Annotated in this window: 14 protein-coding genes; 8 read left to right on the plus strand and 6 right to left on the minus strand. The window is 56.2% G+C overall.

Features of this window, described 5'->3' with window-relative positions; genetic code table 11:
- The first annotated feature begins 68 nt into the window (after positions 1-68).
- The gene (locus VW41_08365; protein ID AJZ89044.1) at positions 69-1,499 is read left to right on the plus strand and encodes a melibiose:sodium symporter; all 1,431 of its coding nucleotides are present in this window, start codon (positions 69-71) and stop codon (positions 1,497-1,499) included.
- Between the two features lie 41 nt (positions 1,500-1,540).
- Here VW41_08365 and VW41_08370 read toward each other — a convergent pair whose 3' ends face one another.
- The gene (locus VW41_08370; protein ID AJZ89045.1) at positions 1,541-2,605 is read right to left on the minus strand and encodes a membrane protein; all 1,065 of its coding nucleotides are present in this window, start codon (positions 2,603-2,605) and stop codon (positions 1,541-1,543) included.
- A gap of 292 nt (positions 2,606-2,897) precedes the next feature.
- Here VW41_08370 and VW41_08375 point away from each other — a divergent pair, with 292 nt between their 5' ends.
- The 5 genes from VW41_08375 (at position 2,898) to VW41_08395 (ending at position 7,868) form a co-directional block, all read left to right on the plus strand.
- Positions 2,898-4,097 carry an outer membrane-specific lipoprotein transporter subunit LolC gene (locus VW41_08375; protein AJZ89046.1) on the plus strand — a complete coding sequence of 400 codons (1,200 nt, stop codon included), beginning with the start codon at positions 2,898-2,900 and terminating at the stop codon, positions 4,095-4,097.
- Positions 4,090-4,794: a lipoprotein ABC transporter ATP-binding protein gene (gene lolD, locus VW41_08380; protein AJZ89047.1), complete on the plus strand. Its 705-nt coding sequence runs from the start codon at positions 4,090-4,092 to the stop codon at positions 4,792-4,794. Before VW41_08375 ends, lolD begins: the two co-directional genes overlap by 8 nt.
- Positions 4,794-6,038 (plus strand): outer membrane-specific lipoprotein transporter subunit LolE, encoded by a 1,245-nt coding sequence (locus tag VW41_08385; protein AJZ89048.1) that lies wholly within the window; start codon positions 4,794-4,796, stop codon positions 6,036-6,038. Before lolD ends, VW41_08385 begins: the two co-directional genes overlap by 1 nt.
- A 93-nt stretch (positions 6,039-6,131) precedes the next feature.
- On the plus strand, positions 6,132-7,043 hold the full coding sequence (locus tag VW41_08390; GenBank protein AJZ89049.1) for an N-acetylglucosamine kinase: 912 nt from the start codon (positions 6,132-6,134) through the stop codon (positions 7,041-7,043).
- 3 nt (positions 7,044-7,046) lie between these two features.
- On the plus strand, positions 7,047-7,868 hold the full coding sequence (locus VW41_08395) for an NAD-dependent deacetylase (GenBank protein ID AJZ89050.1): 822 nt from the start codon (positions 7,047-7,049) through the stop codon (positions 7,866-7,868).
- 156 nt (positions 7,869-8,024) lie between these two features.
- Here VW41_08395 and potD read toward each other — a convergent pair whose 3' ends face one another.
- From potD to potA, 4 genes are read right to left on the minus strand one after another with little or no spacing between them, the layout of a single operon-like run.
- Positions 8,025-9,071 (minus strand): spermidine/putrescine ABC transporter substrate-binding protein, encoded by a 1,047-nt coding sequence (potD, locus tag VW41_08400; protein AJZ89051.1) that lies wholly within the window; start codon positions 9,069-9,071, stop codon positions 8,025-8,027.
- Positions 9,068-9,859: a spermidine/putrescine ABC transporter permease gene (gene potC / locus VW41_08405; GenBank protein ID AJZ89052.1), complete on the minus strand. Its 792-nt coding sequence runs from the start codon at positions 9,857-9,859 to the stop codon at positions 9,068-9,070. The genes potD and potC overlap by 4 nt, the downstream gene beginning before the upstream one ends.
- A complete protein-coding gene (gene potB, locus VW41_08410; GenBank protein AJZ89053.1) occupies positions 9,856-10,713 on the minus strand; it encodes a spermidine/putrescine ABC transporter permease in 858 nt (285 codons plus the stop codon). Before potB ends, potC begins: the two co-directional genes overlap by 4 nt.
- A complete protein-coding gene (gene potA, locus VW41_08415; GenBank protein AJZ89054.1) occupies positions 10,697-11,833 on the minus strand; it encodes a putrescine/spermidine ABC transporter ATPase in 1,137 nt (378 codons plus the stop codon). Before potA ends, potB begins: the two co-directional genes overlap by 17 nt.
- Before the next feature lie 284 nt (positions 11,834-12,117).
- Here potA and VW41_08420 point away from each other — a divergent pair, with 284 nt between their 5' ends.
- Complete coding sequence (locus VW41_08420; GenBank protein AJZ89055.1) at positions 12,118-13,344, plus strand: peptidase T; 1,227 nt, start codon at positions 12,118-12,120, stop codon at positions 13,342-13,344.
- 453 nt (positions 13,345-13,797) lie between these two features.
- Here the strand turns inward: VW41_08420 and VW41_08425 are convergent, their stop codons facing one another.
- A complete protein-coding gene (locus tag VW41_08425) occupies positions 13,798-14,175 on the minus strand; it encodes a hypothetical protein (GenBank protein ID AJZ89056.1) in 378 nt (125 codons plus the stop codon).
- 126 nt (positions 14,176-14,301) lie between these two features.
- Here VW41_08425 and VW41_08430 point away from each other — a divergent pair, with 126 nt between their 5' ends.
- Positions 14,302-14,538, plus strand: a complete 237-nt coding sequence (locus VW41_08430) for a hypothetical protein (protein ID AJZ89057.1) — start codon at positions 14,302-14,304, stop codon at positions 14,536-14,538.
- The last annotated feature ends 304 nt before the right edge of the window (positions 14,539-14,842 follow it).

Here is a 14,842-nt window from a genome sequence, read left to right on the forward strand (position 1 = left end):
GCATAAGCCCCGGCGCTGACCTCTCTAATAACAGAAGGCGGGCGCTGGTAACAGCGACCCGGTACCCTATGAGCATCTCTCTGAAAACAAAACTCAGTTACGGATTCGGTGCATTTGGTAAGGATTTCGCCATCGGTATTGTCTACATGTACCTGATGTACTATTACACCGATGTGGTGGGTTTGTCCGTAGGCGTGGTGGGAACCCTGTTTCTGGTGGCAAAAATCTGGAACGCGTTTAACGACCCGGTGATGGGCTGGATTGTGAACGCCACGCGCTCCCGGTGGGGTAAATTTAAACCATGGATCCTGCTCGGAACGCTGACGAACTCGCTGGTGCTGTTTTTACTCTTCAGCGCCCACCTGTTTGAAGGCACTACGCAGCTGGTGTTTGTCTGTGTCACCTATATTTTGTGGGGGACTACCTACACGCTGATGGACATCCCATTCTGGTCCCTGGTGCCAACCATCACGCTCGATAAACGCGAACGCGAGCAGCTGGTGCCGTTCCCGCGCTTTTTTGCGAGCCTGGCTGGCTTTGTGACTGCCGGAGTGACGCTGCCGTTCGTGAACTATGTGGGTGGGGCAGACCGCGGATTTGGTTTTCAGATGTTCACGCTGGTACTGATCGCGTTCTTTATCGCCTCAACGATAGTCACGCTGCGTAACGTGCATGAGGTGTTTTCGTCAGACAGCGAAGCCACGGCGGACAGTAGCCGGCTGTCGCTGAAAGCGATTCTTGCCCTGATCTACAAAAATGATCAGCTTTCGTGCCTGTTGGGAATGGCCCTGGCCTACAACGTCGCGTCCAATATCATCACTGGCTTTGCCATTTACTACTTCACCTATGTCGTCGGTAATGCCGATCTGTTCCCGTACTATCTCTCCTATGCTGGGGCGGCAAACTTGCTCACGCTAATACTCTTCCCACGCCTGGCGAAAGCGCTGTCCCGACGTATTTTATGGGCGGGAGCGTCGCTTCTGCCGATAGTCAGCAGCGGCGTACTGCTGGTGATGGCGCTGACGGGGTCGGCTAATGTGCTGGTGATTTGCCTTGCGGGCGTATTCCTGAACGTCGGTACCGCACTGTTCTGGGTACTGCAGGTGATTATGGTGGCGGATACCGTTGATTACGGGGAGTATAAGTTTCACGTTCGCTGTGAAAGCATTGCCTATGCGGTACAAACGATGGTAGTGAAGGGCGGCTCGGCGTTTGCGGCCTTCTTTATCGCGGTTGTGCTGGGCGTGATTGGCTATACGCCTAACGTGGTACAGTCTGCCGAAACCATTCTCGGGATGCAGTTCATCATGATTGCGCTGCCGACCTTATTCTTTGCCATTACCCTGGGGCTCTATTTCCGCTTCTATCGCCTGAACGGCGACCGGCTTCGCAAAATTCAGATTCACTTATTGGACAAATACCGCAAAGTACCGCCAGCGGTAGCGTCACAGGAGACACCGGCCATGCCGGCAGCCGTTCCTCGCGACGTACAGGCTTAGTCCATGTAAAAGCAACCCGCTCTGGCGGGCTGCTCAGTCATTTACCGGCTGGCGGCGATATTTGCGGGAGGCGAGAAAAACAGGTCGCCGAACAGCGCCACGGAGAGTTTACGGAAGCCGAGTCCGACCAGCGTACAAATGCCGAGGCTAACAAACGGATAGACCAGCAGAATCGCCAGCACCAGCGAGTCGGACAGGTCACCGTCGTTGATTTTAGCCAGCGCGATCAGGCTTATCGCTTCGATCAAAATGCGGTGCGTGGTGTAGATGGCAATCGTATTCGAACCAACCACGTTCAGAAAGCCGTCTTCGCGTGCTTCGCGCCAGCCGTTCAGCAGGTAGAACCCGCGCAGGATAACGACAATAGACACCAGAGAAATCACCAGCGGCACGTTCACAAAGTAAAGCGCCAGCGATCCCAGGGCTACGCCTGCGCAGACAAACGGGTGTTGCGAAAAGCGGAAGTTCTTCACCCAGGCCATCAGCAAAGGGCCAAACCATGCGCCGAGGCCGTAATAAACCATGTTGCGCACCACGCTGTTCAGCCCCCACCACGGCAGCGGCACAAAGGCGATAACGACGTTGATGCCCATCAGCACCATCAGCACCGGGATGCGGTAGCGGCGCAGCGCTTTAAACATCACGAAGTAAACCAACAGGGCGTAGAGATACCACAGACTGGTGCTGGCTTTCGCCATGCTCAGGGCAAACTGCCCCAGCGAGTCGGCATACGCGGCGTTAGACACCGGATTGCGCTCGAGATCTGGCGCCAGCCATTGGTTGAGGTGCGTCAGCGCGACCCACTGAATCAAACCCCACAGCAGCAGCACGTAGAAAATGTTCCACAGCCGTTTGTCCACGCTGTCGCGCCATCTCACTTCGTGTATATAGCGGGTGATCAGGTAGCCCGAAATAAAGAAGAACACCGGCATGCGGAAGGGGGCGAGGTAGAGGTTAAGGTAAACCCAGAGTTTGGCGACATACTGATTCAGGCCAGGCCCGAGGGAAGTGAGGTGAGGGTAGAAAGTGATCACCGAATGGTAGATAACCACCAGACAAATACATAATCCTTTGATTTGGTTAATCCAGAGTTGCTTTTTCTTCATGCCATATCCGCGTCGTTACGGGCTCCAGTTATGATGGGCCTGCTATCCTGGTGACAAACCGATGCGATCTCGACCCCAATTGTCTGTTTTTGACTCTGATTTGGTAAATTTAAGAAAAGGTGCAGGCACTTGAGATGTAACGGGAATAATTTAGTCGACGGAATTCATTTGGCCGGATAGCTGTCGTATACTTCCCGGATCTTTGTTTGCTCGTCATACTTCATGCTGCAGAGGCCTACCCTGCAACCCGGCTTATTCAGAGCAAATACACCATCGCAACAAGACGGATTTCATGTATCAACCTGTCGCGTTATTTATAGGCCTGCGCTACATGCGTGGGCGAGCAGCGGACCGCTTCGGTCGCTTTGTCTCCTGGCTGTCGACGATTGGCATCACTCTCGGGGTGATGGCGCTGGTCACGGTTCTTTCGGTGATGAATGGCTTCGAGCGTGAGCTGCAAAACAACATCCTCGGCCTGATGCCGCAGGCGTTGGTCACCTCATCCACTGGCTCCATTAATCCTCAACAACTTCCCGCTGATTTCCTGAAGCTTCAGGGCGTGACGCGTATTGCGCCGCTTACCACCGGTGACGTGGTACTGCAAAGCGCCCGCAGCGTCGGGGTTGGCGTCATGCTGGGCGTGCAGCCGGACGAGAAAGATCCGCTTTCACCGTATTTGGTTAACGTTAAGCAGGCCGATCTGGTGGCCGGGCAGTATAACGTCATCCTCGGTGAGCAACTGGCCGGTTCGCTGGGCGTTAAGCGCGGGGAAACCATCCGCATTATGGTGCCGTCCGCCAGCCAGTTCACGCCGATGGGGCGGTTGCCGAGCCAGCGCCTGTTCACCGTGATTGGCACCTTCGCGGCCAACAGCGAAGTGGACGGTTACCAGATGCTGGTCAACCAGCAGGACGCCTCGCGCCTGATGCGTTACCCGGCGGGCAATATCACCGGCTGGCGTCTGTGGCTGGCTGAGCCGCTCAAGGTAGATGTCCTCAGCCAGCAAACGCTGCCGCAGGGCACCGAATGGAAAGACTGGCGCGAGCGCAAGGGCGAGCTGTTCCAGGCCGTGCGCATGGAGAAAAACATGATGGGGCTGCTGCTGAGCCTGATCGTCGCCGTCGCCGCCTTTAACATCATTACTTCCCTTGGCCTGCTGGTGATGGAAAAGCAGGGCGAGGTGGCGATTCTGCAAACACAGGGGCTGACCCGCCGCCAGATCATGACGGTGTTTATGGTTCAGGGCGCCGGGGCGGGCGTGATTGGTGCGCTGCTCGGGGCTTTACTCGGGGCGCTACTTGCCAGCCAGTTGAATAATTTAATGCCGGTAATCGGCATCCTGCTTGATGGCGCGGCCCTGCCGGTCGCCATCGAACCGGTACAGGTTGTGGTGATTGCCATCGTGGCGATGGCCATTGCTTTGCTGTCTACGCTTTACCCTTCGTGGCGTGCCGCCGCGACCCAACCCGCTGAGGCTTTACGTTATGAGTAATTCTGTCCTGTTGCAGTGTGACAACCTGTGCAAACGCTATCAGGAAGGCAAGGTGCAAACGGATGTGCTGCACGATGTCAGCTTCAGCATCAACGCGGGTGAACTGATGGCGATCGTCGGCAGCTCCGGCTCCGGCAAAAGCACTTTGCTGCACCTGCTGGGCGGGCTGGACACGCCCACCTCCGGCGATGTGGTATTTAACGGCCAGGCGATGAGCAAACTCTCCTCGGCGGCGAAGGCGGAACTGCGTAATCGCGAGCTGGGCTTTATTTACCAGTTCCACCACCTGCTGCCGGACTTCACCGCGCTGGAAAATGTGGCGATGCCGCTGCTCATCGGCAAGAAAAAGCCGGAAGAGGTGCAAAAACGCGCGCTGGAAATGCTGGCCGCCGTTGGGCTGGATCACCGCAGCAGCCACAGGCCGTCAGAGCTTTCCGGGGGCGAACGTCAGCGCGTGGCCATTGCCCGTGCTCTGGTGAACAATCCGCGCCTGGTGCTGGCGGACGAGCCGACCGGCAACCTGGACGCGCGCAACGCCGACAGCATTTTCGAGCTGCTGGGCGAGCTGAACGTGCGCCAGGGCACCGCTTTCCTGGTGGTCACCCACGACCTGCAGCTGGCTAAGCGTATGTCCCGCCAGCTGGAAATGCGCGATGGCCGCTTAACCAACGAACTGACCTTGATGGGAGCGCAGTAATGGCTTCCCCGCTTTCTTTATTGATTGGCCTGCGTTTTAGCCGCGGGCGACGCCGCAGCGGCATGGTGTCGCTGATCTCGGTGATCTCCACGCTCGGCATCGCGCTTGGCGTGGCGGTGCTGATCGTCGGTCTGAGCGCGATGAACGGCTTCGAGCGCGAGCTGAAAAACCGCATTCTTGCCGTGGTGCCCCACGGTGACATTGAGCCGGTGAATCAGCCCTTTACCAACTGGCAGCGTGCGCTGCCCGAGGTGGAGGGCGTCAAAGGCATCGTGGCCGCCGCGCCTTATATTCGTTTTACCGGGCTGGTGGAAAGCGGGGCAAACCTGCGCGCCGTTGAAGTGAAGGGCGTTGACCCCGTGCAGGAAACGCAGTTGAGCGCTCTGCCACAATACGTCCAGAACAATGCCTGGGCGAACTTCAAGGCCGGGCAGCAGCAAATCATTATGGGCAAAGGCGTGGCGGACGCGCTGAAGGTGAAGCAGGGCGACTGGGTATCTATCATGATCCCCAACAATGACGGCGGCACCAAGCTGATGCAGCCGAAGCGCGTCCGACTGCAGATCGCCGGTATTCTGTCCCTAAGCGGCCAGCTGGATCACAGCCTGGCAATGGTGCCGCTGCAGGATGCTCAGGGCTACCTGGATATGGGCGATAGCGTCACCGGGATAGCCATCAAAGTGAATGACGTCTTTAACGCCCGGCAGTTGGTGCGCGACGCGGGGCTGGCAACCAATTCCTACGTGCGTATCAGCAGTTGGATTGATACCTACGGCTATATGTACCGCGATATTCAGATGATCCGCGCCATCATGTATCTGGCGATGGTGCTGGTGATAGGCGTGGCCTGCTTTAACATCGTTTCCACGCTGGTGATGGCGGTGAAAGACAAGAGCAGCGACATTGCGGTGCTGCGCACCCTGGGGGCCAAAGACGGCCTGATTCGCGCTATTTTTGTCTGGTACGGCCTGCTGGCCGGGCTGCTCGGCAGCGTCAGCGGCGTGGTAGTCGGGGTGCTTGCCTCGTGGCAACTGACCAACATCATCGGCGTAATTGAGAAGCTCATCGGGCACCATTTCCTGTCCGGTGATATTTATTTCATTGATTTCTTACCTTCTGAGCTGCACTGGCTGGACGTGGTTTACGTTCTGGTGACGGCGCTGGTACTTAGCCTTCTGGCAAGCTGGTACCCGGCCCGGCGCGCAAGCAATATCGATCCGGCAAGGGTGTTAAGCGGACAATAAATTTAATTAACTATAATTTGCCCTACATACTTCGAGCTGTGATCCGGCAGAACCCAGGCGCAGCTTGAAGCTCAACGGGCATTGGGAGCAGCGATGTATTACGGATTTGATATCGGCGGCACTAAGATTGCACTCGGCGTTTACGACCAACAGCGGCGTTTACTTTGGGAAGCCCGGGTTGCTACTCCTCATGACAGTTACGAAAGTTTCCTCGACGCGGTGGTCGGGCTGGTGGCACAGGCCGACGAGAAGTTTAACTGCCGTGGCTCGGTTGGCATCGGCATTCCGGGCATGCCGGAAACCGACGACGGCACGCTGTACGCCGCTAACGTTCCCGCTGCCAGCGGCAAGCCGCTTCGCGCAGATCTCAGCGCCATGCTTGAGCGCGATGTGCGCATCGACAACGACGCCAACTGCTTCGCGCTTTCCGAAGCCTGGGACGACGAATTCCTCAGCTACCCGGTGGTGATGGGGCTGATCCTCGGCACCGGCGTCGGCGGCGGCATCATCATCAACGGTAAATCCGTTACCGGCCGGAGCTACATCACTGGTGAATTCGGCCATACCCGCCTGCCGGTGGACGCGCTGGAAATCCTCGGGCGCGATATTCCCTTCACCCGCTGCGGCTGCGGTAAAAACGGCTGCATCGAAAACTACCTCTCCGGGCGCGGCTTTGCCTGGCTGTGGCAGCACTTCTACCAGGAGCCGCTGGACGCGAAAGAGATCATCTCCCGTTACCGCCAGGGTGACGAACAGGCTATCGAGCATGTGGACCGTTTCCTGGAGCTGCTGGCGGCCTGCCTCGGCAATTTATTGACCTCAATTGACCCGCATCTGGTGGTGATTGGCGGAGGATTGTCTAACTTTAGCGATATCTACGCCCAACTGCCGGAACGCCTGCCGAAGTATCTGCTGCCGGTTGCCGCAGTGCCGCGTATTGAACAGGCGCGCCACGGGGACGCAGGCGGTATGCGTGGTGCGGCATTCCTCCACTATACGGAGTAAGTCATGCTTTCTCGTCGTCAGCACCGGCTGAGCCGGTTCCGGAAGAACAAACGCCTGCTGCGCCAACGTTTGCGTCAGCGCATCTTTTTCAGAGACAGGATAGGGCCGGAAGCGATGGACAGACCCAGAGTCGTTGTACTCACCGGGGCGGGGATCTCCGCCGAATCAGGTATTCGCACCTTCCGTGCCGCCGACGGGCTGTGGGAAGAGCACCGCGTCGAAGACGTGGCCACGCCGGAAGGCTTTGCCCGTGACCCGGCGCTGGTGCAGCGGTTCTATAACGACCGTCGTCGCCAGCTTCAGCAGCCGGAAATCCAGCCGAATGCCGCGCACCTGGCGCTGGCCAGGCTGGAAGAGGCGCTGGGTGACCACTTTGTGCTGGTGACCCAGAATATCGACAACCTCCACGAGCGGGCGGGCAGTAAAAACGTCATCCACATGCACGGCGAGTTGCTGAAGGTTCGCTGCGCCAGCAGCGGCCAGGTGCTGGACTGGAAGGACGACATCACTCCGGAAGACCGCTGCCACTGCTGCCAGATTTCATCGGCGTTGCGCCCGCACATCGTCTGGTTCGGCGAAATGCCGCTGGGCATGGATGAGATTTACCAGGCGATTGCCACCGCAGACTACTTCATTGCCATTGGGACGTCCGGGCACGTTTACCCGGCGGCGGGCTTTGTGCATGAGGCGCGTTTGCAGGGGGCGCACACCGTGGAACTGAACCTGGAGCCGAGCCAGGTCGGCAGCGAGTTTGAAGAGAAGCATTACGGGCTGGCGAGTCAGGTGGTACCTGAGTTTGTGGATAAGCTTTTGAAGGGATTGTAGTCGGCGGTAAACCCTCACCCCGGCCCTCTCCCTGGAAGGGAGAGGGGGAAAACAGAGCTCGATCCAGTTCCCTTGCCTCTTTGAAGAGAGGAGTGAAAACCTAACTCGATCCAGTCCCCTCTCCCCTTTGGGGAGAGGGTTAGGGTGAGGGGACAATCACCGTCCCGCCTTCAACCGCTGATAATAAGACTCATACAGCGCGCTCGCATCACCCACATCATTCTGCCACTCCCCGGCTTTAATCACTTCCGCATCCGGGTACAGCGACTTATCTTCCGCCACGTTCTTCGGCAGCAGCTTGCGGGCTTCGAGGTTTGGCGTCGGGTAGCCGATGGTTTCCGCCACCTGCTTAGCCACGTCCGGGCGCAGCAGGAAGTTGATCAGCTTCAGCGCACCGTCGACGTTCTTCGCGTTGGCCGGAATCGACAGGTTATCCATCCAGAAAATCCCGCCTTCCTTCGGCCAGACAATCTCCAGCGGCGTTCCCGCCTGGCGGGCCACCCAGGCCGAGCCGTTCCAAACCATGCCGAGATTCACTTCGCCTTCCATATATGGGTTGGCCGGGTTGTCGGAGTTAAACGCCGCCACGTTGGGCATCAGCTTTTGCAGCTCGTGGTAAGCGGCCTCAATCTCTTTCGGGTCGGTCGTGTTGCCGGACAGGCCAAGCTTGAGCAGCGCCATCTGGAACACTTCGCGGGCGTCGTCGGTCAGCAGCAGGCTTTGCTTATACTCCGGCTTCCACAGGTCGGCCCAGCTGGTGACGCTCTTCGGATCGATGGCGTCGCTGTTCACGCCAATCGCCGTGGCGCCCCAGATATACGGGATGGAATAGTCGTTATTCGGATCGAACGGCTTGTTCAGCATCTCAGGGTCGAGATTTTTAAAGTTGCTGAGCTGGCTCTTGTCGATCTTCTGGATCATCCCTTCTTTGCGCATCTTCGCCACAAAGTAAGTGGACGGCACGACCAGATCGTATGCGCCGTCTTTGTAGGTCTTGAGCTTGGCGTACATGGTTTCGTTCGACTCGTAGGTCGAATAAATCACTTTGATGCCGGTCTCTTTGGTGAACTGCTCCAGCAGGCCCGGCGGTACGTACTCGGTCCAGTTGTAGAAATAAAGCGTCTTGCTGTCGTCGGCATGAGCGGCGCCGAGGCTGAGCGCCAGAGCGCCCGCAGCAAGCAGGTGGCGTGGCCATTTTTTCATTTTAACGTCCCCTGAGGTTGAGTTTTATCGCGAAGAATCAGCTGGCTGGCGATGACCAGCAGCAGTGAAAGTAACAGCAGAATAGTGGCCAGGGCGTTCACTTCCGGTGAAACGCCAACTTTGACCATTGAGTAAATTTTTAGCGGCAGGATCTCATAGCTCGGCCCGGTGACGAACGAAGATACCACCACGTCGTCCATCGACAGGGTAAAGCTCAGCAGCCAGCCGGCGGCCACGGCAGGCATCGCCAGCGGCAAAATGATCTTGCGCAGAATGGTCAGCTCGCTGGCGCCCAGGTCACGCGCCGCTTCCAGCATCTTTACGTCGAACCCTTTCAGGCGCGAGTAAACGGTGACCACCACAAACGGCAGGCAGAAGGTGATGTGGGAAAACAGCAGCGACCAGAAGCCGAGCGACACCCCCAGCAGCATAAACAGCACCAGCAGCGAGATAGCCATCACGATGTCCGGGGACATCATTACCACAAACAGCATCCCACTGACGAACGGCTTGCCTCGAAAGCGATAGCGGTACAGCGCCACGGCGGTAAGCGAGCCGATAAGCGTGGCGGCGCTGGCGGAAAACACCGCCATCGTCAGCGAATGCTTTGCGGCCTGCAGCAGGCTGTCGTTATTCATCAGCAGGCTGTACCAGTTAGTGGTGAACCCCTGCCAGTTAATGCCGAAGCGCGAGCTGTTAAACGAGTTCACGATCAGGATGATGATCGGAATATACAAAAAAGCGTAAATGGCGGACATGAAGCCGCCGCGAAGCAGGCGTCCGATCATTCCAGTTCCACCTTTTTATTCAGCAGGCGCGCTGCGCGCCAGTACACCAGCAGCATCAGGCCCATCACCAGCGTCAGCGTAATGCTCGTCGCCGCGCCAAACGGCCAGTCGCGGATGTTGAGGAACTGGCTCTTAATCACGTTGCCGATCAGCAGGTTCTTCGCGCCGCCCATCAGGTCCGAGACGTAGAACAGGCCCATCGCCGGCAGCATCACCAGCAGGCAGCCGGCGATAATCCCCGGCATGGTCAGCGGCAGAATAATGCGCACAAAAGTTTGCAGCTTGCTGGCGCCGAGATCCCGCGCCGCCTCGAGCAGCGGCTTATCCAGTTTCTCAATGCTGGAGTAAAGCGGCATCACCATAAACGGCAGCAGGATATACACCAGGCCGATAATCACCGCGCCTGGCGTGAACATGATACGGATAGGCGTGTCGATAAGCCCCAGCCACAGCAGGAACTCGTTGAGGTAGCCCTTGGTGCTGAGAAAAATCTTCAGCCCGTAAATGCGGATCAGCGAATTGGTCCAGAACGGCACAATCAGCAGGAACAGCAGCAGCGGGCGCACCTTGGCCGGCAGCCGCGCCAGAAACCAGGCGAAAGGGTAGCCGAGCACCAGGCAGGCCAGCGTGGCTATCGCCGCCATATTCAGCGAGTGCAGCAGCACCTGGGCGTACAGCGGGTCGGCCAGCCGGGTGTAGTTATCCAGCGTAAACACCAGACTCACGAAGCTGTCGTTATCGCGAGTCAGGAAGCTGGTGACAATGATCATCAGGTTGGGCAGGAAGACAAACAGCAGCAGCCAGCCCACCACGGTGGCAATCACCACATTCTGGAATTTACGCGAGCTCTTCATCGGCCAGCACAACCTCCCAGCTTTCTACCCAGGTCACCGCCATTTTCTGATCCAGGGAGTGATCCACGTCCGGGTCATCTTCGTTAAAGAACTCGCTGACCATCACCAGCTTGCCGTTTTCCAGCTCGACGGTGGACTCCAGCGTCATGCCTTTATAGTTGCGCTCGCGCACGTAGCCAATCAGCCCGTCCACTTCCCGGGCGTCGTTTACCTCTTCCACCCGCAAATCTTCCGGGCGCAGCAGTACCTTCAGGCTTTGCCCGACGGTAACCGGCCGGCTCACGAAGATGTGGCATTCCCGGCCTTCGACGTTCGCCCGCACGCGCTGCTCGTCGATACGTTCGAGCACCGTCGCGTCGAAGATATTGATCTCGCCGATGAAGCTCGCCACGAACAGGTTCTTTGGCTCTTCGTAAATTTCTCGCGGCGTGCCGTCCTGCTCAATCTTGCCGTCGCGCATTACTACGATGCGGTCGGACATGGTGAGGGCTTCTTCCTGATCGTGCGTGACGAACACAAACGTAATGCCGAGCTTGCGCTGCAGGGCTTTCAGTTCGTTCTGCATCTGCTTGCGCAGCTTATAGTCCAGCGCCGACAGCGACTCGTCGAGCAGCAGCAGCCGAGGCTTGTTCACCACCGCGCGGGCGATGGCCACGCGCTGCTGCTGGCCGCCGGAAAGCTGGTTCGGTTTGCGCTGGGCAAATTCTTCGAGCTGCACCATTTTCAGCGCTTCGGTCACGCGCGGGGGGATTTCTGCCGCCGGCGTTTTCTGCATCCGCAGGCCAAAGGCAACGTTTTCGAACACCGTCATGTGCGGGAACAGGGCGTAGCTCTGGAAAACGGTATTGACGTGGCGGTGCTCGGCAGGCACATGGGTGATGTCCTGATTATCGAGCGTGATTTGCCCGGCATCGACGGTTTCTAGCCCGGCGATAAGGCGCAGTACGGTGGTTTTGCCGCAGCCTGAAGGGCCGAGCAGCGTCAGGAATTCACCATGATTAATGGTGAGAGAGAAGTCAGAAATTACAGATTTACCATCAAAGCGCTTGGCGACTCCCGCCAGGTTGACCAGCATGGAGTGCGAACGAGGCTGTTTTTTCAATTTTTTACGCTGTCCCATAAATGACGTATCCGGAGCGAAGGATACGGGGTTTGTGATTAACCACCTTGGGTTTTGGCACGTTGAGTAAGGGCTCGCATTCTACGGCAAAGCGGCGGGATCGCCAATCCCGATGGCCACAAAGCCTGGCCGTTATCGTCTACGGTTAAAGGTACGTTTTACCCTGGCTTTGTTACGTTCCGTGAAAACTATTTTTTTCCGTAACCGACTAAAAGTGACCTGACGCAATATTTGCCCGATGCGGCTTATTGATAATTGATGTCACTAAAAACGAGGGTGGCTAAATGGATAAATTACTTGAGCGCTTTTTGCAGTATGTCTCTCTGGATACACAATCCAAGCCCGGCGTTAAGCAGGTGCCGAGCACCGAAGGGCAATGGAAGCTCCTGCGCCTGTTAAAAGAGCAGCTGGAGCAGTTGGGGCTGGTGGACGTCACGCTCAGCGACCACGGCACGGTGATGGGCACGCTCCCGTCGAACGTCGGGCATGCTGTCCCGGCTATTGGCTTTATCTCCCACGTTGATACCGCGCCGGACTTCACCGGCAAAAACGTGAACCCGCAGATTGTCGAGAACTACCGCGGCGGCGACATCGCCCTCGGCATTGGCGATGAGATCCTTTCCCCGGTGATGTTCCCGGTGCTGCACCAGCTGATGGGCCAGACGCTGATCACCACCGACGGCAAAACCTTGCTGGGTGCGGACGACAAAGCGGGCGTGGCGGAAATCATTACCGCGCTGGCGGTATTGAAAGGCAAAAACGTGCCGCACGGCGATATTCGCGTGGCCTTCACCCCGGACGAGGAAGTCGGGAAGGGGGCGCACTTCTTCGACGTCGACGCCTTTAACGCCGAGTGGGCCTACACCGTGGACGGTGGCGGAGTGGGCGAGCTGGAAAGCGAGAACTTCAACGCCGCCTCCGTGACCATCAAAATCGTCGGCAACAACGTGCACCCCGGCACCGCCAAAGGCGTAATGGTTAACGCCCTGTCGCTGGCGGCGCGCATCCACGCCGAAGTCCCGGCGGACGAAAGCCCGGAATGCACCGAGGGCTACGAAGGCTTCTACCACCTGAACACCATAAAAGGCTCCGTCGACCGGGCCGAGATGCACTACATCATCCGCGATTTCGACCGCGAGCAGTTCGAAGCCCGCAAACGCAAGATGATGGATATCGCCCAAAAGGTTGGCAAAGGCCTGCACCCGGACTGCTATATCGAGCTGGTAATCGAGGACAGCTATTACAATATGCGCGAAAAGGTGGCCGAGCATCCTTATATTGTCGAAGTGGCCCAGCAGGCGATGCGCGACTGCGACATCGAGCCTGTCATGAAACCTATTCGCGGCGGCACAGACGGCGCCCAGCTGTCCTTCAAAGGCCTGCCGTGCCCGAACCTGTTCACCGGCGGCTATAACTACCACGGCAAGCACGAGTTCGTGACCCTGGAAGGAATGGAGAAGGCGGTGGCGGTGATTGTGCGGATTGCTGAGTTGACGGCGAAGAAGGGGTGATGTGCGCTTTGCGATAGATGAGTGAAAGGAAAGGGGCGGGACGCCCCTTAAATTAAGGGACTTATCCCTCATGAAAATATTCTATTTATTCTGGTGCTTATAATTTCTGGCTGGGTTGATGCCCGGCTGGAGTTTAGACATGCGGCAGCGTTTATCAAAAGAATAGCCATCCATTTCTATTTGAAGAGCTTATCACCAAAAATACCCTGATCATTGTTTGAACGTAATGCTGGAAGACGGTGTGGCGTATAACCTGCTCTATAAATCTGTGATGTTCGGTATTGGGTTAATTTTGAATTGTAGGGGGGAAGGGATAAGGCCGGTGGTGAGTCGTCTGTAATCAAGGGCGGAGATGATGTATTGCATAATCGCCTTTACTGCTACACAAGAGGCGTCAGCATTTTTGATTCATTAAAAAAGAAATAAAAAATAAAGATAATAATACTTTCCACTTTACTCTCGATTAATCCCAACCCGCATAACATCATGTGGAAACAATGATTTCATCATTATCTGTTCATTAAAAATAAATAGTTTAGGAGACAGCGCCATCACATCATAGCTATTGCTAATAATCAAACTTAGCTGTGTTTTGAACACGGGGATGTCTGCATCATCCGTGATGACAAAAACGGGCATGTCCTTCAATGCCATGTCACTCAGCAGCGTATCTCTGATTTCATAATCAATAAAATCCATTTTTGACCATGCAATGTCTCCGTTTTGCCATGGGTATTGGTGAAAAACACCCATAGCCTGATCCAGCTGTTCACCTTCAACAATCGTAAAATCGGCTTTAAGTGCAGCCCTACATTCTTCAAACAATGTCATACTTTTTCCATGGCCGATCATGTAGTTTAATGTTAACGCTCATTTTAGCGATTTTCTGGTATAAATATAGCTATTGAGTCGCTCTTATGATTGACAGTTGACCTTAAGATTTGGAAAGCATATTTGATGATACATGAACTTTGGACAAATGAAGATGGGCTGGACTTGTTTTGCCTTGCAGGTCAGCCAGGCGACTCCGCTCGTGAATTGCTCGACCCAGGATCCAGATTGATTTGGTCCTGCGAGGCAGTTTCCCACTTTGAAGCAATGACACAGTACTATCATTTCCGCGGCTGGGGAGAATATACGACGGATTTTCCTGAGCAGGATAAAAAGACGTACAGAGAATTGGGATGGGAATAATATTTATTGGACAATTTTTAGAGCAGGCTTCATGCCTCATAAATATAGAGAGTTAAATAGCAGCCAAAAAGAGCAACGGAAGTAAAAGACATTCCCCAATGCAACCCCAGTTTCCAGTTATCATATTTCCGCGATCCCACTCGACTTTTTGCCATCTCCAGTATTTTCCCACAAAACCACTGTTGACTTATCCAGTATAAAAACAGAGTGTAGTGTTCAGGAAGCAATCAAAGTAACCCAGGAAAGAATTCGCCCCCGAACGGTGCACCAACACCAGACGGGGGCTAACCACAACGTAACTAAC

The sequence above is a fragment of the Klebsiella michiganensis genome, assembly GCA_000963575.1.
Lineage (GTDB): Bacteria > Pseudomonadota > Gammaproteobacteria > Enterobacterales > Enterobacteriaceae > Cedecea > Cedecea michiganensis_A.

Coding starts and splice junctions, on each gene's coding strand:
- VW41_08365 (AJZ89044.1), top strand. CDS start 69: ATGAGCATCTCTCTGAAAACAAAACTCAGTTACGGATTCGGTGCATTT.
- VW41_08370 (AJZ89045.1), bottom strand. CDS start 2,605: ATGAAGAAAAAGCAACTCTGGATTAACCAAATCAAAGGATTATGTATT.
- VW41_08375 (AJZ89046.1), top strand. CDS start 2,898: ATGTATCAACCTGTCGCGTTATTTATAGGCCTGCGCTACATGCGTGGG.
- lolD (AJZ89047.1), top strand. CDS start 4,090: ATGAGTAATTCTGTCCTGTTGCAGTGTGACAACCTGTGCAAACGCTAT.
- VW41_08385 (AJZ89048.1), top strand. CDS start 4,794: ATGGCTTCCCCGCTTTCTTTATTGATTGGCCTGCGTTTTAGCCGCGGG.
- VW41_08390 (AJZ89049.1), top strand. CDS start 6,132: ATGTATTACGGATTTGATATCGGCGGCACTAAGATTGCACTCGGCGTT.
- VW41_08395 (AJZ89050.1), top strand. CDS start 7,047: ATGCTTTCTCGTCGTCAGCACCGGCTGAGCCGGTTCCGGAAGAACAAA.
- potD (AJZ89051.1), bottom strand. CDS start 9,071: ATGAAAAAATGGCCACGCCACCTGCTTGCTGCGGGCGCTCTGGCGCTC.
- potC (AJZ89052.1), bottom strand. CDS start 9,859: ATGATCGGACGCCTGCTTCGCGGCGGCTTCATGTCCGCCATTTACGCT.
- potB (AJZ89053.1), bottom strand. CDS start 10,713: ATGAAGAGCTCGCGTAAATTCCAGAATGTGGTGATTGCCACCGTGGTG.
- potA (AJZ89054.1), bottom strand. CDS start 11,833: ATGGGACAGCGTAAAAAATTGAAAAAACAGCCTCGTTCGCACTCCATG.
- VW41_08420 (AJZ89055.1), top strand. CDS start 12,118: ATGGATAAATTACTTGAGCGCTTTTTGCAGTATGTCTCTCTGGATACA.
- VW41_08425 (AJZ89056.1), bottom strand. CDS start 14,175: ATGACATTGTTTGAAGAATGTAGGGCTGCACTTAAAGCCGATTTTACG.
- VW41_08430 (AJZ89057.1), top strand. CDS start 14,302: ATGATACATGAACTTTGGACAAATGAAGATGGGCTGGACTTGTTTTGC.